Annotated in this window: 18 protein-coding genes; 10 read left to right on the top strand and 8 right to left on the bottom strand. The window is 69.5% G+C overall.

The window, feature by feature from the left end:
• Positions 1–110: 110 nt before the first annotated feature.
• Positions 111–572, bottom strand: coding sequence for a tripartite tricarboxylate transporter TctB family protein (locus ACWCO3_RS14275; protein ID WP_208745002.1), 462 nt, complete (start codon positions 570–572; stop codon positions 111–113).
• Positions 573–1595, bottom strand: coding sequence for a tripartite tricarboxylate transporter substrate-binding protein (locus ACWCO3_RS14270; protein WP_450010248.1), 1023 nt, complete (start codon positions 1593–1595; stop codon positions 573–575).
• 147 nt (positions 1596–1742) lie between these two features.
• Here ACWCO3_RS14270 and ACWCO3_RS14265 point away from each other — a divergent pair, with 147 nt between their 5' ends.
• Together ACWCO3_RS14265 and ACWCO3_RS14260 are read left to right on the top strand one after the other, a co-directional pair.
• Positions 1743–2426, top strand: a complete 684-nt coding sequence (locus tag ACWCO3_RS14265; RefSeq protein ID WP_145780678.1) for a response regulator transcription factor — start codon at positions 1743–1745, stop codon at positions 2424–2426.
• A gap of 6 nt (positions 2427–2432) precedes the next feature.
• Complete coding sequence (locus ACWCO3_RS14260) at positions 2433–3902, top strand: ATP-binding protein (protein WP_450010246.1); 1470 nt, start codon at positions 2433–2435, stop codon at positions 3900–3902.
• A 21-nt stretch (positions 3903–3923) separates the two neighbouring features.
• On the opposite strand, the gene ACWCO3_RS14255 is transcribed toward ACWCO3_RS14260, so the two are convergent.
• Complete coding sequence (locus tag ACWCO3_RS14255) at positions 3924–4883, bottom strand: TAXI family TRAP transporter solute-binding subunit (RefSeq protein WP_450010244.1); 960 nt, start codon at positions 4881–4883, stop codon at positions 3924–3926.
• 242 nt (positions 4884–5125) lie between these two features.
• Between ACWCO3_RS14255 and ACWCO3_RS14250 the strand changes: the two genes are divergently transcribed.
• The gene (locus ACWCO3_RS14250) at positions 5126–5734 is read left to right on the top strand and encodes a TetR/AcrR family transcriptional regulator (RefSeq protein WP_358167584.1); all 609 of its coding nucleotides are present in this window, start codon (positions 5126–5128) and stop codon (positions 5732–5734) included.
• 9 nt (positions 5735–5743) lie between these two features.
• Here ACWCO3_RS14250 and ACWCO3_RS14245 read toward each other — a convergent pair whose 3' ends face one another.
• Both ACWCO3_RS14245 and ACWCO3_RS14240 read right to left on the bottom strand, forming a co-directional pair.
• Positions 5744–6979, bottom strand: coding sequence for a low temperature requirement protein A (locus ACWCO3_RS14245; protein ID WP_145780672.1), 1236 nt, complete (start codon positions 6977–6979; stop codon positions 5744–5746).
• 109 nt (positions 6980–7088) lie between these two features.
• A complete protein-coding gene (locus ACWCO3_RS14240) occupies positions 7089–13061 on the bottom strand; it encodes a DUF4011 domain-containing protein (protein ID WP_450010241.1) in 5973 nt (1990 codons plus the stop codon).
• 156 nt (positions 13062–13217) lie between these two features.
• On the opposite strand from ACWCO3_RS14240, the gene ACWCO3_RS14235 reads away from it, so the two are divergent.
• Positions 13218–13625: a hypothetical protein gene (locus tag ACWCO3_RS14235; RefSeq protein ID WP_450010239.1), complete on the top strand. Its 408-nt coding sequence runs from the start codon at positions 13218–13220 to the stop codon at positions 13623–13625.
• On the opposite strand, the gene ACWCO3_RS14230 is transcribed toward ACWCO3_RS14235, so the two are convergent.
• Genes ACWCO3_RS14230 through ACWCO3_RS14220 form a run of 3 tightly spaced genes read right to left on the bottom strand, consistent with a single transcriptional unit; the run spans position 13613 to position 14342 of the window.
• On the bottom strand, positions 13613–13795 hold the full coding sequence (locus ACWCO3_RS14230) for a hypothetical protein (protein WP_450010237.1): 183 nt from the start codon (positions 13793–13795) through the stop codon (positions 13613–13615). The genes ACWCO3_RS14235 and ACWCO3_RS14230 overlap by 13 nt on opposite strands.
• Entirely contained in the window at positions 13792–14043 is a 252-nt protein-coding gene (locus tag ACWCO3_RS14225; RefSeq protein ID WP_357937043.1) for a hypothetical protein, read from the bottom strand. Before ACWCO3_RS14225 ends, ACWCO3_RS14230 begins: the two co-directional genes overlap by 4 nt.
• Positions 14040–14342 (bottom strand): DivIVA domain-containing protein, encoded by a 303-nt coding sequence (locus tag ACWCO3_RS14220; protein ID WP_450010235.1) that lies wholly within the window; start codon positions 14340–14342, stop codon positions 14040–14042. Before ACWCO3_RS14220 ends, ACWCO3_RS14225 begins: the two co-directional genes overlap by 4 nt.
• Before the next feature lie 232 nt (positions 14343–14574).
• Between ACWCO3_RS14220 and ACWCO3_RS14215 the strand changes: the two genes are divergently transcribed.
• The 6 genes from ACWCO3_RS14215 to ACWCO3_RS14190 form a co-directional block, all read left to right on the top strand.
• Positions 14575–15462, top strand: a complete 888-nt coding sequence (locus ACWCO3_RS14215; RefSeq protein WP_450010233.1) for a helix-turn-helix domain-containing protein — start codon at positions 14575–14577, stop codon at positions 15460–15462.
• Positions 15455–15661, top strand: coding sequence for a DUF397 domain-containing protein (locus tag ACWCO3_RS14210; RefSeq protein ID WP_450010231.1), 207 nt, complete (start codon positions 15455–15457; stop codon positions 15659–15661). The genes ACWCO3_RS14215 and ACWCO3_RS14210 overlap by 8 nt, the downstream gene beginning before the upstream one ends.
• Positions 15662–15704: 43 nt before the next feature.
• A complete protein-coding gene (locus ACWCO3_RS14205) occupies positions 15705–16040 on the top strand; it encodes a nucleotide pyrophosphohydrolase (RefSeq protein WP_450010229.1) in 336 nt (111 codons plus the stop codon).
• A 320-nt stretch (positions 16041–16360) separates the two neighbouring features.
• A complete protein-coding gene (locus ACWCO3_RS14200) occupies positions 16361–18073 on the top strand; it encodes a DNA/RNA helicase domain-containing protein (RefSeq protein WP_450010250.1) in 1713 nt (570 codons plus the stop codon).
• A gap of 233 nt (positions 18074–18306) precedes the next feature.
• Positions 18307–18783 (top strand): hypothetical protein, encoded by a 477-nt coding sequence (locus ACWCO3_RS14195; RefSeq protein WP_450010227.1) that lies wholly within the window; start codon positions 18307–18309, stop codon positions 18781–18783.
• Positions 18784–18823: 40 nt separating this feature from the next.
• A partial coding sequence (locus tag ACWCO3_RS14190; protein WP_450010225.1) for a glycoside hydrolase family 15 protein occupies positions 18824–20278 on the top strand: 1455 nt, incomplete at its 3' end.

The following is a 20278-nucleotide window of genomic DNA, read 5'->3' as shown; positions in this document are numbered from 1 at the left end:
GCCGAGCAGCACTCCCACGAAGCAGTAGAGGACGTTCTGGACCAGGAGGGCCGTCGAGAAGCCCAGCGCGAGGTTGTCGAGGAGTTCCATGCCTCAATCCAGATGCCGCGTCAGAACACCAACCACGGGCCCCACAGGGGGATCCGCAGCTGGAGTCCGACGACGAAGATGAGCGTGCTGGCCACTGTCAACCCGGCGGCCACGGCCACCGCCGTGAGCAGCCGCACTCGTGTGCTGGCCAGCGTGGTGAGCAGGGCGGTCACCGCCGTCGTCGGGACGAATCCGAGGCGCCGGATGGTGAATCCGAAGAACAGGACCGCGAGCACGATGACGGCGACGGCCCGCCACGGGACCGGTCCGAACGAGATCACCTCACCGGCGACGAGGCCCTTGCCGACGATCGCCAGGCCCAGCGCGACCACTGCCGCGCCCACCAGCAACGGGAAGGCACCCGGGCCCATCCGTGTCGGGGTGCCCAGCTCGTAGCCGAGCGCCCCCACCACGAATGCGCCACCGATCAGGACGAACATGCCCCCGGCGAGGACGTCCGGGAACGACCGATGGCGCTGCACCTAGGACACCTTGACCCCGGCGTCGGCAATGATCTTCGCCCAGGTGCCCAGCTGCTCGTCGAGCTTCGCCCGGTGCGCGTCCGGTGTCGCGTCCTGGGCCGGGACCGGCGCGGTGCCGAGCTTGGCCATCTGGTCGATGACCGCCTGGTCGGCCAGCGCCACCTTGAGCGCCTCGGACAGCTTCTGGACGATCTCCGGCGGCGTGTCGGCCGGAACGTAGAGACCGTGCCACACGCTGACCTTCAGCTGCGGCAACCCGGCCTCGGTGGTGGTGGGCAGGTCGGGAAGGCTCTTCACCCGCTCGGGTGTGGTGACCGCGTACGCCTTCACCTTCCCCGCGGCGATCTGACCGCTGGTGTTTGTCGTCTGGTCGCACATGAAGTCGACCTGACCGCCGACGAGGTCGGTCAGCGCGGGACCGGTGCCCTGGTACGGGACCTCCTGGAGCTTCACGCCCGTGGCGTTCTGGAACAGCAGGCCGCACAGGTGGGAGGCGGCCCCGATACCCGCGTTGGCCAGCGTGACCTTGCTGGCGTTCGCCTTCACGTGGGCGACGAGGTCAGGAAGCGTCGCGGGCGCGAAGTCCTTACGGGCGACGATCGTCATCGGCACCTCGGTGACGAGACCGACCGTCTCGAAGTCCTCCAGAGGCTTGTAGCCCAGGCTCTTGTACAGGGCGGGCGCTGTCGACATGCCGATGTGGTGCATGAGCACTGTGTAACCGTCCGGCCTGGCCCGCGCGACGTCGCCAGCGCCGACAGTGCCGCCGGCACCCTCGACGTTCTGGACGACGATCTTGCCGCCGAGCTTCGCGGCCATCGGCTCGGCGATCATGCGGGTGACCGTGTCCGTCGGCCCGCCGGCGCTGAACGGTACGACGATGGTGATGTTCTGGTCCGGGTAACCTGCGGCGTCGCCTCCGCCGGCGGCGCCTCCGTTACCGGAGCAGGCCGCCACGAGCGCGACGACGCTGATCGCGGCGGTCATCCGTCCGGCGGCCCGGTACCTGCTGGTCGTTCCCATACGGCGGCCCTCCCCATCAGCGCATGGACATTCCTCGGTGGATGCGAGGACCCCAGTCTCTGCTGGTCGGGGCACGGATGGTGTCAGAGAAATCCCAAGAACTCGCGGACCGCACGAGCACCGCCCCGGGCCGTAGAATCCGCTGGTATGCGGATAACCGTCATCGAGGATGACGACCGCGTGGCGCGGGGCCTGGTGACCGTGCTGACCCAGGCGGGCTTCGAGGTCCACCGGGTCGCCACCGCCGCGGAGGCGGTGCGCGCCGCGCCGTCCGACGTGGTCCTCGTCGACCTTGGTCTTCCCGACGGCGACGGGCTCGACGTGATCCGCAGGTTGCGTGACCACCCGCAGACCGCCGTCATCGCGGTGACCGCACGGTCGGAGGAGCACGAGCGGGTCCGTGGCCTGCGCGCCGGCGCCGACGACTACATCGTCAAGCCGTTCGGCATCCCGGAGTTGCTGGCCCGCATCGATGCCGTGCTGCGACGCACCCGGGCCGCCCGGGCGCACGGTCGGCCGGACGCGCCGCTCGTCCTCGGGCCGGTGCGGATCTGCGTCGGCACCCGCGAGGTCACCGTCGACGGCGCCCCCGTGCCGCTGACCCGCAAGGAGTTCGAGTTGCTCCTGCTCCTGGCGCGGCGTGCGCCCAACGTGGTCAGTCGCGACGTCATCCTCGACCAGATCTGGGGTGCGACCTGGGAGTCGTCGAGCCGTACCCTGGACACCCACATCGCGGCACTGCGGCACAAGCTCGGGCCGGGAGTGGTCATCCGCACGGTCCACGGCGTCGGCTATCGGCTCCTCGCCGACCAGCCGGAGTTGATCGGCTGACGCGCCGTGCACCGCCGCCTGCTGGTCGTCCTGGTCCCCCTCGCGGTGCTTCTCGTCGCGGCGCTCGGGGTGCCGCTCAGCGTCACCGTGGCCGAACGGGAGATGCAGGAGACCTACGTCAACCGGCTCAACGACGTCGGCCGGTTCGCCTCGTTGGCCGAGGCAGCGCTGTCCACCGGCCGAACCGAGGCGTTGCAGCAGGAACTGACGCGGTACCACGATCTCTACGGCATCCCCGTCGCGCTGATCGACACGTCGGGCACTGTGCTCCTCGGGCCCCTCGACGCCTACGAGGAGGCGGCGCGCACCGAGCCGGCGTTGCCCCGGATCGTCACCGCTGCACTGGCCGGTGCCCGGTCCGAGCCGTCCTGGGAATGGGCTCCGTGGGACGACTCCGCCCTCGTCGTGGCGGAGCCGGTGGGCCGGGACAGCGAGGTCATCGGCGCCGTCGTGACGATCTCCGACCTGTCCAGAACGCGCGAGCTCATTCTCGTACGCTGGGCCTGGCTGGCCGGGCTCGGGCTGCTGCCGTTGATCGCGCTGGCGGCCGTCGCCTGGCCGGTGTCGGCGTGGGTCCTGCGGCCGGTACGCAAACTGGACGCGGCGACCTCACGGATCTCCGAAGGCGACCTGACGATCCGCGCCGACGCCGAGGCCGGGCCGATCGAGCTGCGGCGGCTGGCGCAGTCGTTCAACACCATGATGGACGCCGTCGAGAACGCCGCGCAGCGACAGCGCGCGTTCGTGTCCGACGCGTCGCACCAGTTACGCAATCCGTTGACCAGCCTCCGGCTCGCGGTGGGGAGCCTCGCGCCGCACCTGCGACCGGAGGGTGACGGCCAGCAGGTGTACGACGTCGCCGTCGACGAACTGAAGGCGATGCAGCGGATGCTGAACTCGTTGCAGGCCAGCGCGCGGATGGAGAGCATGCGGACCGCGTCGCCGGTGGACCTCGACGAGGTGCTGGCGACGCGGGTCGACAGGTGGCGGGCGCTGACGGCCACAGCCGGACAGACGCTCACTGTCGACGTACCGCCGGGCTTGCGGTTGCTGGAGCCGCCGGGCGGCCTGGGCAGCATCCTGGACGAGCTGATCAGCAACGCGCTGCGGCTGTCCGACGCACGGGTCGTGGAGGTGTCCGCACAGGTCGTCCCCGGTCACGTCGGCGTCGGGGACCGCGTCGGCGCCGTGGTCACGGTCGTCGTCCGCGACGACGGTCAGGGCATCGACGTGTCCGAGCGGGCCCAGGCGCTACGACGCTTCTGGCGGTCGCCGCGACATCAGAACGTGTCCGGCACCGGCCTCGGGTTGGCGATCTGCGCCGACCTGATCGGGGCGGCCGGGGGCACGCTGCGCCTGGAGGACGGCCTGCCGCGGCCGGACGGCTCCGGGCACGGCCTCGCCGCAGTGGTGATGTTGCCGGTCGTACCCCAGGTGGTGTCGCCGGCCGACGCTCCGGCGTCGGCGCCGATCTGACGATCCGGTCGCGGTCCCGGATCACCGCTTCCGGTCGCGGAACCAGGCCGCCGCGCCCGGGTGGAGCGGAACCGACGCGGTCGATATTCCGGTACGCACGTTGATCTGCCACGCCTCGGGAAGGGTTTCGGCGTCGTCGCGGCCGGCGGAGGTGATCGCGCCGGTGTGCGTGAAGACCGTGTCGGTGATGGCGTAGACCAGGTCGTCGGGCAGGTCGTCGCGCGCGAGCAGCACGTTCGGTACGGCGACGGTACGGGTGGCCGGGACACCGGCGTAGGCAGTCGCGTGGATCATCGCCGGGGCGTAGGGACCCGGGTACGCCGTGAACAGCCCGCCCGCCTGCACGTCCAACGGGATCAGCCGGATGGGGTGCCGCTGCGCCAGCTCGGTGATGGCGGGTGTCGGGACACCGGTCAGGGAGAACATCGCGTCGATCGAACCGTCGCGCAACGCCGCCGCCGATTCGGCCTGGCTGAGATGCCTGCGGTCGACGTTCACCGGGCCGAGCCGCAGAACGCGCAGCGATGTGAACTCCGTGCCCGAGTCGTGCGCACCGAGGGACAGACGCCTGCCTTCGAGGTCCTGGAACTCGTCGATCGCCGAACCGGCCATCACCACGAGATGCAGGTGACTGTCGTAGAGCCGGCAGATCGCCGACAGCCCCCGGGGCGCGCTGCCGTCGGCCTCGATCAACGCGTCCAGGCTGGTCAGCCCGAGGTGCACGTCGCCGGCCCGCAGCATCCGGATGTTGTCGGTGGACGCCCCGCTCGGCACCGTGGTCACCGTCGCGCCCGGCACCTGCTCGGAGATGTGGTCGGCCAACGCGCCGCCGATGCGCCGGTAGACCGCTCCCGCCGGCCCGGTCGCCAGTCGCAGGTGGACCTCGCTCCCCTCGGGCTGCCGCGAGCACGCCACCAGCGACCCGCCAGCGGCCAGCAGCACCGCCCGCCGACCAAACCGCATCCCCGGGTCCAGTGCCATGGCGAAATGGTACGTTCGCCCCCAAAGTCGATCATGGAGTTGTGGTGCCCGACTTGACGTTGTATAGGCGCTTCGCCACCCACCACAACTCCATGATCGCCGAGTTTTCGCGGTCAGCGGCCGTGCGTCTCCAGCAGCCGTAGCCCCGCGCTCTCGCATTTCGTCCAGACCGAACGTTCTCCCCGCGCTCTACCGGTCACAGCCTGGCTGGACTGACCGTTCTATCCGCTATGCTGGTGGGTATGGCGCGCACCGAACCCGACACCCGGCCCTCTGCAGCGCGACTCCGGCTCCTCAACACGGCGACCAGGCTCTTCTACGCCGAGGGGATCCATTCCGTCGGCGTCGACCGGATCATCGCCGAGGCACAGGTGACCCGGGCCACGTTCTACCGGCACTTCCCCAGCAAGGACGACCTCATCCTGGCGTACCTGCGGGAAGTCCACGTCCTGGAGCGTGGACTGGTCGAAGCGGCGATCGCCGCCAACCCCGCGCCGGTCGACTCACTCCTCGGCATCGCCGGCGCCATCGCCCAGAACGTCCAGTCGCCCGCGTTCCGCGGATGCGCCTTCCTGAACGCCGCGGCGGAGTATCCCGACACCGGTCATCCCGTGCACCAGGAGATCATCGCCCACCGGCAGTGGTTCCTGGACACGCTCACCATGCTGATGGCGCAGGTCCACGAGGAGACGGCTGACCCCGCCGCGCGGCACTTCGTCATGCTCCGCGACGGCGCCATGGCCGCCGGATGCCTGTTCAACCCCACCCTGGTGTCCGAGACCTTCCTCCACGGGGTGGAAGGGCTCCTCCGGATCAACACCGAGCGCCAGTCGGCCGAAACCGACCGCTGAGCCGCGTGCTCACGCCTCGGAGTCGTCCCGGTCGGACGGCTCCCGCCCGACCGGTGGGGCGGGCACGTCCAGCGGACGGCCCCGACTTCGCAGCGCGTCGAGCAGCGCGACCAGGGCCAACACACCGGCCACCACGGACAGCGAGACCATCGACCTCCAGCGGAACAGCGCCGGTGTGAGCAGCAGCAGAGCCGCCAGGCCGATCACCAGGGCTCGGGAGACCCGGCCGAAGATCTCGTACTCCAGCCGCATCCGGGCGACGAGGAAGAGCGCCGGACCGCCCACCACGAACAGGAGCCAACTCGGCCGCGGCGACCCGTACGGATGGTCGATCACCAGCTCGTAACCGACAGCGGTGACGAGCACGCTGAGCACGATCAGCAGATGCGTACGTTCCGACGCCGTGCCCAACCTGCCGGGCATACCCGCGCGACTCAACGCATCGGTCAGCAGCAGACCGGCACGGTAGAAGTAGATTCGCCAGAGCAGCGCGCTGGTGACGAACGCGACGACGAAGGCCGCCGCCCGCTCGGCGGAGTAGTCAGCGCCCCCGAAGACGATGCCGATGAGCAGGATCGACTCACCGAGGGCGATGAGAATCATCTGCTGATAACGGTCGGCGAGATGCGTCCCGGCGATCCGCCAACGGCTCACCTCCGAGGCCCCGAGCTTCGGCAGCGGCCAGCCCAGAATCCAGGCGAGGTAGTCGACGCCGAGAGCGACAGCCCACCACGCCGGGAGAAGTCGGTCCGGGCCCAGGGCGCCGGCCAGCCAGAGCGGTGCGCTCGCCGCAGCCCAGATGGCGAGCCGGAAGGGCACCAGCCGTCGCGGATGGCCACGCAACGCGGCGGCGATCACCAACGGCCGCACCACCATGACCGACAGGTACGCGACCACGAACGGCAGCGCCCGCTCCTCCATCCCACGGGGCAGCGTCACCGCCATGACCAGGCCGGCGAACATGGTGCCGACCACGACGGCCTGGATGATCGACCGCTCCGGCTCGTAGCGGCTGGTGATCCACGCCGTGTGCGACCAGATCAGCCAGAGCGCCAGGAAGAGCAGCAGGGTACGACCGAACCCGCTCACGAGCGCCCAGCCGGTTTCGTCGCCCAGCTCGGCGAACCGTCGCGAGACCTGGGTGAGGGCCACCACGAAGGCCAGGTCGAAGAACAGCTCCAGGAACGTGGCTCGGCCCGAACTCGTCGGCGGGCGCAGCAGCTTGGCACCAGGTCCCGCCGTCATCGTCCTCCTCAGTCCACCCCTCGTCGCACCAACGAATCGACCTGCGAGGGGTTGCGTCGGAGCAGCGGGTCACTCGGCCTTCGCACGGCGACGACATGGAGATCGATCGTCAGCCGCGGGTGAGGCGACCCTCCGCGTCGAAGCGGAGGCGACCGCTGGTCACGGCGACGTGCAGCCCGTACCGGAGCAGCTTGTCGATTTTCTCGGTGCGTCGGCGGTAGCCGAGCCGCTCCAGGCCGGCGCGCAACAGCCGCTCCTCGTCCATGCTCGACGCGCCCTGCAGCACGTGTACGAAGGCGTTGGCCACCTCCTCGGGTGGCACCTCCTCGAACGCCCGGTCGTTGCTCGCCTGGGTGACCCGGTACGCCCGGTACGTCTGCGGGTCGACACCATCGGGCCAGGCGTACCGGCCCAGCGTCGGGTGTGTGTGCAGCTGGCGGGAGTCCACGAGCGCGAGCACCGCGGTACGACGGTCCTCACGGGTGCGGAGGAAGCCGAACCGGGCGAGGGCGAGGCGTGCGAGCCGGTGCTGCTCGATGGGCCCCTCACTCTCGATGATCTCGCGGAGCCCGTTCCGCACGAGATCACGTACGCGCCGGTCGGTTGCCAGCACGTCGAGGTCGGCCTGGTCTCCCAGCGAGGTCGGGACGTACGGAACGAACGGGCTTGCCGTGACGGTGTCCTCTGTCGTTGCCGGCGCGGTGGTCGCGGCGGCGAGTGCGGTGACGGGGGCCGACGAGATGCCCGGGAAGGGTTCTTCCTCCACCGTGCGGCGCGGCTGTGGCGCCTCGGCGGCCGGTGTCGGAAACTGCGGCTCCCCGTCTGTCACGGAACGTGGCTGCGGCAGCTCGATGCCAGGTGCGACCGCCGACGGCTCGGGCTCCGGTTCGACGATCGCGAGGGCCTCGGCTCGGACGACCGCTTCGTCGACCCGGTCGAGCATGGCCGACCGGTCGTGGATCCACGCCGGCAGCCAGAACCGCACGACCTCCGGCCAACCCATGATCGAGCAGAGCAGCGCGGGTGCCGAGTCCCGGTCGGCCACCGTCGGGCGTGCGCTCCAGTCCGGGCCGTCGAGCATGACGGCCACCTGCCAGCGTGGTGAGCCTTCTTTGCGTACGGCGATGTCCACTGTGAAGTCGGACAGGCCGTGCGAGGTACGGACCTCGTGGCCGCGGTCGCGCAGTGCCACGGCCACCTCATCGCGGATCCGGCTGCGCCGCTCGGTGCGGTCGGTGGCCAGGTCACCCAGACGGTCCGCGCCTGCGGCGGCCATCTCGCAGTACGCCCGCAGGTGCTGCGTGCCCAACGCGGACGTACGGGCGAGGTCGATGTCGGACGGGTCGAAGGACGAGTAGAGGACGACCTGGCGGCGGGCGCGGGTGATGGCCACGTTGAGCCGCCGCTCCCCGCCGGCCTGGCTGAGCGGGCCGAAGTTCAGCGGGAGCTGGCCGGTCTCCAGGTTGGTGGAGAAGGCCAGCGAGAACAGGACGACGTCCCGCTCGTCGCCCTGCACGTTCTCCAGGTTCTTGACAAAGATCGGTTCCGCGACCGCACCGGAGAGGTGCTCGCGGATGATCGGATCGGCGCTCTCCTCCAGCAGGTTGAGGATGAGATCCCGCTGCTGGATGTTGAAGGTGACCACGCCGACGGAGTGGTGGGCGGTAGCCGGGTCGTGCAACCGCCGGGTGATGTCGGCGAGGATGGCCCGCGCCTCGACCTCGTTGGTCCGGGATCCGCCCCGGTCGTACTGGCCGTCGACACGTCGCCAACTGATGCCCGCCGCGCTGGAGGCGCCGGGCGACGGGAGGCTGGAGAGCTTGTTGTCGTAGTAGTAGCGGTTCGAGAAGGCGATCAGGGACTCGTCGTGACTGCGGTAGTGCCAGGACAGCCAGCGTTGCGGCAACCCCGACTCGACGGCCTCGCTGAGGATGCTCTCCAGGTCCTCCGGCACCGGGCCGTTGCCGTCCTCGACCTCGTCGACGGTGTGGCTGGCCTGCATGATGCTGCTCGGCGGCATCTGCCGGGAGTCGCCGACCACCACCACGGCGCTGCCCCGACCCATCGCGCCGATCGCCTCGGCCACGCGGATCTGGGAGGCCTCGTCGAAGATGACCAGGTCGAAGCGTTGACTCCCCGGCGCCAGGAAGTTCGCCGCCGACGCCGGGCTGACCAGCACGCACGGGGTCAACGCCAGCACCGCGTCCGGGTACTGCTCGAACAACTCCCGGAAGGACCGCCCGCCCCGCTTGCGGCGAAGCTCAGCCGCGAAATCGGCGAAGCGGCCACGCCTGTCGGTCGGGCTGAACGGGCGGCGCCGGACCAGCACCGACGGCAGCTGCGTCGGCAGCGCGGACCGTAGCTCACCGGCAGCGGCCTCGAACTGGCTGATCTGATCGTCGTGCAGCTCGCTGTCGAAATACTGCAGGCCGCCGGCGCGTACCCGCTCGGCGAGCGACGCGGTCGCGACTCCCCGCCGGTAGACCTCCTCCGCGACCTGCGCGGACACCTCGGCGCGCAGCAGTTGGTCCCGGTAGTCGGTGAGGCCGGCCGAGGCCAGCACGTCGGCGTGGGTGAGGACGGTCGCCCATCGGCGCAGCGGGAACAGTTCCTCGGCCCGCAACTCCTGCAGCCAGACGGCGCCGTCGCGCTGCCAGGCGTCGACCCAGTGCGAACCGGCGGCCCACAGCGTCAGCTCCGGCCCGCCGGAGCGCAGCACCCCGCGCCAGGCCCGCCACCGCGAGGCGAACCTGTCGAGCAGGGCCGCCCCAACGTCGGTGAACCCGCTCTGGAACAGCTCCCAGGCCTGCGGATGCTGGCTCAGCAGCGTCCGGCTGACCCGGGTCGCCTCGACGGCCTCCGTCAGCCGCTCCTGCGCGTGCGGGTCAGTGGGCAGCCACTGCGGCAGCCGCAGCCCACCGAGTGCCAGCAGGTGGTGGTGGAGCGCGGCGGCCTGTGCCTGGGCAGCGACCAGCCGGCCGGTGAGCACCTCGATCTGATCCACGTCGAGCGTGGCACCGGCGACCACATGCACTGCCAACCGGTCCGCGATGGCCTGTCGGCGCTTGCGCTTGCCGAACAACCGCTTCGCCGCCTCCTGGGCCTCACCGTGCCAGGTGGTCAGCTCCGGTCGGGCGAACACGTCCGGCCGGAAGGTCGCCAGCTCACCGGCGAAGCCCTGCCGGAAGGCCGCCAGGTCCGCCTGGAGCCGGGCCATCGCCTCGTCCCAGCGCCGATCGCTCGCGTGCACTGTGGTCGCCCGGTCCGGCAGCAGTCCGCGTACGGCGAGCCAGGCGCCCGCCTGCAACTCACTGACGGTCTCCGGGGCGGGCAGCGTCCGCAGCACCTCGACCAGGCGGGGGTACGCGGCGAGGTCGGCACGGAGACGTTCCAGCTCACCGGCGATCTCGGTGACCGCCGCGCCGTGCAAGCCGTCGAGGGTGCGGCAACCGCTGAGCGCCCACGGGTGCGCCGCCCGGAGTCGGGCCGACCGGGCGGCGGCCGGGAACTCCCGCAGTGTCGTCTCGACCTGCGCGCGCGCCTCGGCCGGTGCGTGCAAGTAGGCCACCGGGATCGGGGCGACCGGGCCGTCCCCGTACGCCAAGGTCTGCTCGTAGGCCGACCAGAGCGACATCCCGACGGGGTTCGTGGTGTGCACCTGGGCCGGGTACTCGGTCAGCGGGGCGAGCCGCGTCCGGTAAGCCGTCTCGACAGCCGTCCACGTGCCGTCGCCGCCCTGGTCGTACTGGTCGAGGGCGTCACGCAGCTGCTGGCGGATCGCGTTGAGGGACTGCTTACGCCCGTGCAGGTCCAGCGCGAACGGCCCGAGGCCGATCTGCTTGAGTCGGCGCTTCACCACCTCCAGCGCGGCCTGCTTCTCGGCGACGAAGAGCACCGACCGGCCCGTGCTGACCGCTTGGGCGATCATGTTGGTGATGGTCTGCGACTTGCCGGTGCCGGGCGGGCCCTCCAGGACGAAGGAGTGGCCGCGCTCGGCGCGCACGATGGCCTGCATCTGCGAGCCGTCAGCGGGAATCGGCAGGTGCAGGTCCGCCTCGTCGACCAGGACCTCGGCGTCGTCGGGGCGGGCCGGGTCGTCGAACGTGGCACCGGAGGACTCGACCAGGTGCCGGACGACCGGGTTCTCCATGAACCGGGGCCAGTGGTCGGTGAGGTCCCGCCACATCTGGAAGGTGGAGAACTGCAGCAGCCGAAGGCTGGCAGTCTCGTCGATGCGGTAGTTGAGCCGGTTGTCGAGCAACCCCGTGTTGATCGCGGCCAGGGTCTTCGCGATGTCGATGCCGTGCTCGTCGAGGACCGGCTGTTCCAACTCCGGGATCCGCACGCTGTGCTTGACCCGCAACCACTCGATCAGGCAGTAGTTCGGGCTGGCGACCTCGGTGCCGTCGATGACCATCGCGTACGGGCGACGGCCGCTGCCACCCTCGATGCGTACAGGCAGGAGGAACAGCGGCGCGTACGCCTCTCCCCCAGTCGTCTTGGTGTGCACCAGGGTGCCGATGGTCAGATAGAGGTAGTTGCTGCCGGTCTCCTGTTCCATCGTGCGCGCCTCGCGCTGCAACGCCCGCATCGCCGTCTTGTACCGGGCGTCGGTGACCGCGCCGTAGACCCGGCGATCGGTCCGCAGCTCCCGGGTGAGGATCTCGGCGTCGAGGTCCTGCGCCCGGCGCGCCCCGGCCAACTCGTGGACGTGGCTGATGTCGTCCTGCGGGATGACCTGCACCTGACGACCGTCGTGGATGAGGTCGTCGAGCAGGGCCAGCGCACCCGCCGGCACGTGCAGGTCCAGGCCACGGCCGCGCTTGGGCAGGTTGAGCAGCGGGTTGCGCAGGCTCAGGTCGAGCAGCGACTTCTTCCACTGCTGGATCCGGGCCGGCGATCCGTCGGACTGCTGCGCCACCTCGTCGCCGTCGTCGGCCAGCTGACGCAGCTTCGCGGCGGCCACGCCGGGCGGGAGGTCGAGGGATGCTTCTGCATCGGCGGTCGCTTCTTTTTTGAGCAGTGGCGCGGTGGCCAGCTCGTCGGCTGACGGCAGGGGCTGGATGCCCGAGCGGTGCGCCAGGTGCACATCGACGACGCCCTGCATGCGCTCGCCGTCGCCACGGAAGTGCCCGAGCCCGACGCGTACCGACTCGGTGAAGGTCGCCGACTGCGCGCCCGGCCCGATACGGGTCAGCTCGACCGGTACGGCCCGGCCGGAGTCCACCATCGAGATCAGCAGGTTGGTCTCGGTCACCGCTGCCGAGCCCAGCCGCTCCTCCTCCAGCAGGAAGCCACCGAAGGCATGCCCCGCGCTGACGAAGATGAGCGGGTGCAGCCCCGCCGCCTCCAGACAGGCGGCGTACGTGACGGACAGGTCGAGGCAGTTACCGAGTCGCCCGTCCAGGACGGCGGCTGTCGTGCGTACCTTCTGGCCGGTGTTCTCGAACGACGCCGGCAGGGTCTGGTAGGTGATCTCCAGTTGGCGCAGCGCCTCGTACACGGCGCCGGCGATCAACGCCGCCCGCTCCGAACCCTCCTGGTAGCCCTGCAACGAGCCGGAGCCGGTCCGCGCCAGCAGGAGCTGCGCGGCAGCCCGCAGGACCGCCTCCACCGCCCGGGTGTTCGGCTGTACGAAGGCCGCCAGGCTGTCGTACAGGGCAGGGCTGTTGAACCACTCGTTGTGCGCCAACACTCGCGACGGGGCGACCAACGTCACGTCGTTGTCGGCTGTCTCGACGATGAGGCGGTAGTCGACAGGGAACGCCTCGTCGGTGCGGTACAGCAGCACCCGGTCGGGCGTGAAGTCCCGGAAGTCGTCCCAGCTCGTGCTCGCGCCGGGACGCAACGGCGCGGCCAGGGTGCGCGTCCACGGCTCGGTCAGCGCGCCGTCGGGGCCTCGCAGTTCCAGCGTCAGCGTCACGTCGGTCAGCGGCACCGCGCCGCGGTTCACGAGGGTGAGGTGACGGACCAACGGCACCCGGTTGTGCACCAGGGCGGCGTTGATCGCCGGCTGCACGAGCAGCCCGACTTCGAGCTGGTCGTCGTCGGCGGTGAACTGCGCGAAGACGCTGTCGGACATGGGCGTTTCTCCAGGTGGGGAGACCGTGGGGGGCCAGCCTAGCGGTCAACCGACCGGCGGAGAGGGCCCCGGCCGTACGACGGTCTGCTAGCCGCGCGCCCACTCCGGCGGTGGCACCACGGCGAGCTGCGGTTCACCCGAGATCGACTCGAGGGCGTGCACGACCCGGAGATCGCCATCGGCAGCGGCGTCCTCATCGGTCATGACTCGTCCGCTGCTCCCGTCGGCACTGACCAGCAGCCACCGGTCGGGATAGATGCTGCCGTCGTCGACCAGGGTCCGCACCCCGAAGGTATGCGCCAGGCTGACGGCGAGATCACGCTCGTTCCGTCCGGTGGCGTCGGCGATTTCGGTGTCACCGGTGAGAATCCAACCGAATCCCTCATCCTCGTCGGGCGGGGTGAACATGGCTACCGGACGTGGATCGTCCGTCCGGTCCTCGATCCGACCGACGTACACGGCGTCGGGGGCGATGCCGTAAACCTGCTGCAGGTGCCGGCGCAGCGCGTCCGCTGGCAACTCTTCCTCGAAGTGGATCTGGTACAGGACGTCTACCCCCGGTAGCTTTTGTGGTGGCGAAACACGTCGAGGGCCCGCGCCTGCACAGCCTCGGTCAGGAACGGGTTTCGGGCCATGGCGGCCTTGGCCTTATCGATGTCGCCACCAGCGGAATTGCACTTCCTGAGCGCGCCGAAGTCGGCTTTGCTGAGTTGTCCGAGGCCTGGTTCGGTCACCGGCGCAGGCGGCGAGAGCAGTTGCCGTCGTGGCCGTCGCGCAGGAGGCAGCGCCGGCCGCCAGGCAGCCGCAGGTCGCAAAAGACCCGGTGGCGGAGGAACTGCCGGTCCTCCTCGGAGACGGTGGTCTCCCCCGGGTCCGCCATCGGCAGCACCAACATCCACCGGCCGATGACCCGGGCCAGGCGTTGCGCGGCGGGCAGGTCGGTGGCGACGACGGGCAGGTGGATGACGTACCGCTGGCTCATTGGACCTGGTCCCGCTCGTTGCGGGCGCGGGCCTGATCGGTCTGCCAGCGGCGCAGCCCGTCCTTGATCCGGGCAGTCTCTCGGCGGCTCTCGGCAAGGGCGGCGTAGACGGCTGCCATGTCGACGGCGACCCGGTCGAGGAAGGCGTACACGTCGTCGGGGTTCAACCCGCGACGCCCGAGCCCGGTCGGCGCGAAGCGGCGCTCACGCACCTGCCACGGCAACAGACTGGTGTACGTGGCGGAGCGGTACGTCGCACCGCCGCTCGACGGGCCTGGTCGCTGGTTTCTGGCGTTCATGTCTGCCTGCCTTCCCGGATACGGAGTGGCGAGGGGGTTCGGGGAAGCGCGGCGGCCGTTCGAGGGGACCGGCCGGCCGCCGTGCTGTGATCAGCCTGCGACAGTCCGCAGTGGAAACGCAACGTTCTAAACCGCAATTTCCCCGTTGTGCATTGACTTTCTTTACTGAAACCCGTAGGAGTTGCAGGAGCAGGTCACGCAGTGTTGCGCGATGGAACCAGGGAGTGTGCGGATGCCCGAAGACATTGGATCGACTGTTCCACGCCGGCAACTCGGCCGACTGCTGCGGCAGTTCCGCAACGAGGCCGGGGTGACCCTCGACGCCGCCGCCGAAGCCCTCGAATACAGCCGGCAGAAGATCTGGCGCCTCGAATGCGGCCAGGGCTCGGTTCGGGTGCTCGACGTCAAGGCGATGTGCGAGCTGTACGGGGTGTCGCCCGAAATGACTGAGGCGATGCGAGGGCTCGCCGCCGAGACGAAGTCAAAGGGCTGGTGGCACGCGTACGGGGATGCGGTGCCGAACTGGTTCGAGCTGTACGTCGGCCTGGAGTCTGCCGCCGCCCACCTGCGCGAATACGGCGAGAACCTCATCCCCGGGCTGCTGCAGACCCGCGCCTACGCATTGGGTTTGTTCCGACCCACAAGCCGGCTGAGCATTGAGGAGCGTGAGCGGGCTGTCGAGGTGCGGCTGAAGCGTCAGACCCTGCTCACTCGTCGGCTTCCACAGCCACCGCACCTGGACGCCGTTCTCTCGGAAGCGGTGCTACGCCGTGTCGTCGGCGGCCCTAAGGTGATGAGTGAGCAACTCGCTCGCCTGCTCGAAGCATCGGAGTTACCCAAGGTCTCGGTCCGTGTTGTGCCGCTCGCGGCAGGGCCGCATCCCGGTGCCGTCGCAGGATCCTTCGTGCTCTTGGACTTCCCGGCCACGAAGGGCGGCCGGGCCGCCCCGGAACCGTCGGTCGTCTACAGCGAATCGCTGACCGGGGCGCTCTACCTCGACAAGCCAGACGAGCTTAGGGCCTATGAAGACGTCTGGAAGGGTCTGGATGCCCTCGCCCTCGATCAGGCAGACTCAAGAGACATGATCAAGCGAATCGCCGGGGAGATGCGGCATGACTGACCTGACCGGCGCCGTCTGGCGCAAGAGCACCCGCAGCGGTGACAACGGCGGCAACTGCGTCGAGGTCGCCACCAACCTCCCCGACCTGGTCGTCGTACGCGATTCCAAGCATATTGACGGGCCGGCTATTCGCTTCGAGCACCGCGCCTGGCTCACGTTCATAGCCGCCGTGAACTCGGACGACCTCTCCGACAAGTAGGAGCAGCGCAGGTTGCTACCTGACATCTGGGATGCTCCCACCCATGGATGACCTGACGGGCCGCGTACGGGCGTTTGCCGAAGAGCGGGACTGGCAACAGTTCCACACGCCCAAGAACCTGGCCATGGCTCTCGCCGGTGAGGTCGGTGAACTGATCGCCGAATTCCAGTGGCTCACACCCGAGCAGGCCGCAGCCGTCATGTCCGACAGGAAGGCCGGCGACCGGGTCAAGGCCGAGATCGGCGACGTGATGATCTATCTGACCCGGCTCGCCGATGTCCTCGGCATCGACCTGGTCGAGGCGGCGTCGACCAAACTCGAGGAGGTGGCTCGTCGCTACCCGGTCGACCAGGCTCGCGGGTCAGCGGCGAAGCGATAACCGCTGGCAGCGTCACCATGGCGCTGAGTTGATCTCTTCGCTACAGTCCATCACGTAGGAGCGCGTCACGACGGGCTTCCGGCGGCTGCCGGACACGCCCCCCATGCGCACGATCACTTCGTGCTGCCCGGGGGCAAGTGTTGTCAGCGTTCCGTACATCGGCCGACGGTCTGCTGCGTCTGGTTGCCAGCGGCACACTCGAAGACCGGATCGTGGAGCAGATCGGTCGCAACGTGAGCCCGGCAGAACGTCGTTCCTGGTCGCACAGCCTCGCAGTGCTGGGGCACGATCTCGCTGACGCAGGCTTGGGCCAGGTGGAGATGCTGGTCGAGTATCAGTTGCCGCTGACCAGCAAGCGGGTTGATGTGGTGCTTGCCGGTGTGGACCCCCGGACGTCTGACGATTCCTACATCGTCGTGGAGTTGAAGCAGTGGTCCTATGCCGAGTCCCACGAGGGTTCTGACACTCTCGTGGCGGTGGAGCACGCGCGTGGCCCGCGGCTTCACCCTGGCGTCCAGGTCGAGTTGTACTGCGAATACCTGACAGACTTTCTCGGCGTCCTCGCCGAGCAACGGAATCCGGTACGCGGCGCCGCGTACCTGCACAACGCGAACGATCGCGACATCAACGACCTGTTCGATCGCCAGGCGACCGAACAGAGCCGGATCTTCACCAAGCAGCGGCGAGGCCAGTTCCTCGACTATCTCCGTACGCACCTTGCCCCGACCTCGGGCGCTGGCGCGGCTGACCGTTTCCTCACCAGCTCGGTTCGGCCCAGCCGACACCTGCTGCGGTACGCCGCCGAGGAGCTCAAAGACCGGTCGCGCTTCACGCTGCTCGATGAGCAGCGCGTGGCGTACGAGTTGGTGTTGCACGCCGTGGAGAGGGCGCGGTCGGCGGACCGCAAGTCGGTCGTGGTCGTCTCGGGCGGACCGGGCAGCGGCAAGAGCGTCATTGCGCTATCGGTGCTCGGTGAGTTGGCGCGCCAGAACCGGTCCGTCATGCACGCGACGGGCTCACGGTCGTTCACCCAGACGTTGCGTCGGTACGCCGGCAAGGGGTCGACCCGGCTGAAGAACCTTTTTGGTTACTTCAACAGCTTCATGTCCGCCGAACGCAACGGGCTGGACGTCCTGATCTGCGACGAGGCCCACCGCATCCGGGAGACCTCCGTCAACCGGTTCACGCCGAAAGCCCGGCGGGCAGAGCCCCGGTCACAGATCGACGAACTCATCGGAGCGGCTCGGGTGCCCGTCTTCCTGCTCGACGAGCACCAGGTCGTGAAGCCGGGCGAGTTGGGCAACGTCGACGTCATCTCGTCGTACGCGAAGCAGCTTAAACTTGACGTCGAGCTCGTGTCGTTGCACGGCCAATTTCGCTGCGGCGGCAGCGAGACGTACGAGGGATGGGTCGTCGACCTGCTCGGTCTCGACGGCGACGAGCCGACGGTCTGGACCGGCGACGGCAAGATCGACCTACGTCTCGCGGAGTCGCCGGAGGAGATGGAAGCCTTCCTCGCCGGCAAGCAGGCACCTGATGTGACCGCCAGGATGTCCGCCGGGTACTGCTGGCCTTGGAGCGATCCGCGCCCGGACGACAGCCTGGTGGCGGACGTCCGAATCGGCGCGTGGTCACGACCATGGAACGTCAAGAGCGACCGCAGCGTCGGAGATGCGCCAGGCAGCGCGTTCTGGGCCACCGACCCGAACGGTTTCGGCCAGGTGGGCTGCGTCTATACGGCACAGGGCTTCGAGTACGACTGGTCTGGCGTCATCATCGGTCCGGACCTGGTTGCCAGGGACGGCCAACTGGTGACCCGCCGCGAGGAGTCGAAGGATCCCGCGTTCCGCAGTCGCAAGTCGGTCAGCGACGCCGAAGCGGATCTGCTGATTCGTAACACCTACAAGGTCCTGCTCACGCGCGGGATGAAGGGAACGATCCTCTACTCGACCGATCCCGAGACGCGGGAGTACCTCGCCTCCATGGTCAAGGTGATCCGCCCGGTGGAGACGGTCTACGAGACGGCCATCTGAGGCAACCTCGGCCGACAACTGATTGGGCTCGGCAGCCCGCCACCGCTCGCCACCTGCTGTCAACTCGTCAAGGGATCTCTGGGGCGAGCAGGTCAGCGCGACAGCTCCAGTGGCATATGGTGAGGAACCGGACACCCAATGGGCGGGTGTCCGGTCCGGGCCGTGGGATTCACGCTGTTCAGCCGGAGGATGACCGATGACCGCGAACGCCCGCGACGTCGACGACTGCTGAGATGGACTGGGCTGGATGGGCGGTGTTCGGGTTGGTCGCCACCGCGGCGCTCACCGCGGCGATGATCACCGCCCAGCTGGCCGGCCTCACCCGGCTCGACCTTCCCCTGGTGCTCGGGACCTTCGTCAGCGGGGACCCCGACCGGGCCCGGGTCGTCGGGTTCTTCCTCCACCTCTGCACCGGTCAGGGTTTCGCCCTGGGGTACGCGGCCACGTTCGCGCTGTTGCACCGCGCGAACTGGTGGATCGGGGCGCTGCTCGGGATCGTGCACGTCGGGATCGCGCTGACGGTGATTCTGCCGCTGCTCCCTGGTGTCCACCCGCGCATGGCCTCGCAACGGGCGGGGCCGGCCAGCACGGCGGTGTTGGAGCCGCCCGGGCTGTTCGCGCTCAACTACGGCATCCAGACCCCGCTGGTCACGGCTGTCGTGCACCTCGTCTACGGGGTCTGTCTTGGGCTGCTCCTGCAAGCCAGGTGACCTGCTGGCCGCCAGCCCGGCTCGTCGTGGAGCGATCCCCATGACCGGTGTGCCACCGATCAGCGACTACGGGCTGCTGGGCGACACGCGCACCGCCGCCCTGGTGGCGAGTGACGGCGCTATGGACTGGTTCTGCGTACCGCGCTTCGACGGCGATCCCCTGTTCGGCCGACTGGTCGGGGGCCCGGATGCCGGAACATTCCGGGTCGGCCCGACCGTGCCGGCCACTGTCGTCGAACGGCGGTACCGACCGCACACCGCGACCCTGGAGACCACCTGGGCGGTGGGCGGCGGCCGGCTGACCCTCACGGAGGGGATGGTGGCCGAGGTCAGCGGTCGCCTGCTGCCCACGACGCTGATCGTGCGACGGCTGTCGGCGGAGCAGGCGGCCGTCGACGCGGTGGTGGAGTTCGATCCTCGCCTCGGCGTACGGCATCGCCGGCCCCGAGCGCAGCACCGGAGCCAAGGCCTCGTCTGTGAGTGGGGTGCGCTCGCGGTCGCGCTGAACAGCACGCCCACGTTCAGATGTGAACCGGGTCGGCCCATCTCGATCACGGTCACGCCGGGCCGTCCGGTCACCCTCGTACTGGCCGTGGCCCACCGCGAGCCGGTGATCCACGTCGAGCCGACGGCCGCCTGGGACCTGCTTGCGGAGGACGAGGCTCGGTGGCGGGCCTGGGCCGCGGAGATCGACGAGCGGCTGCCGTTCCGGGAACACGTCGTACGAAGCCTGCTCACCTTGCGGTTGCTGACCTACTCGCCCTCGGGAGCGCCGGTGGCCGCGCCGACCACGTCCCTGCCGGAGGACCCTGGTGGGGTACGAAACTGGGACTACCGCTATGTCTGGCCCCGTGACGCCAGCATCGGCGTCAGCGCCTTCCTCAGCGTCGGCAAGTCCGACGAGGCCCGCGGTTTCCTCGCGTGGCTGCTGCACGCCAGCCGGTTGCAACGGCCACGCCTGCCGGCGCTGCTCACAGTGCATGGCCGGCACGTGCCGGCGGAACGGGAACTGCCCGGTTGGCCCGGCTACCTCGACAGCCTGCCGGTGCGGATGGGCAACGACGCCGTCCGCCAGCACCAGCTCGACGGGTACGGCTGGGTGATCGACGCCGCCTGGGCGTTCGCCCAGGCCGGACACCGCCTCTACGCCGAGACGTGGCGGGCGGTACGCGGCTTCGCCGACGTGGTCGCCGACTGTTGGAGGCAGCCCGACGCCGGTATCTGGGAGGTACGGGAGCCCGCCCAACACGTCCACTCCAAGCTCATGGGCTGGCTCGCCCTGGACCGCGCCCTGGCCATCGCAAACACGCACCCCCTGCCAGAGCGTCAACGTCGACGCTGGCAGGAAGCCCGGGATGCCATCGCCGCCGAGGTCCGCACGCGCGGCTTCGACCCGACGGTGGGAAGCTACATCCGCACCTACGGCTCCCTGGATCTCGACGCGGCGCTGCTCGTCCTGCCGCTGCTCGGTGTGGACCCGACCGATTCGCCCCGG

The organism is Micromonospora sp. NPDC002411, assembly GCF_053592955.1.
The sequence above is the reverse complement of the archived record's forward strand: the minus strand, read 5'-3'. Positions and strand labels throughout refer to the sequence as shown.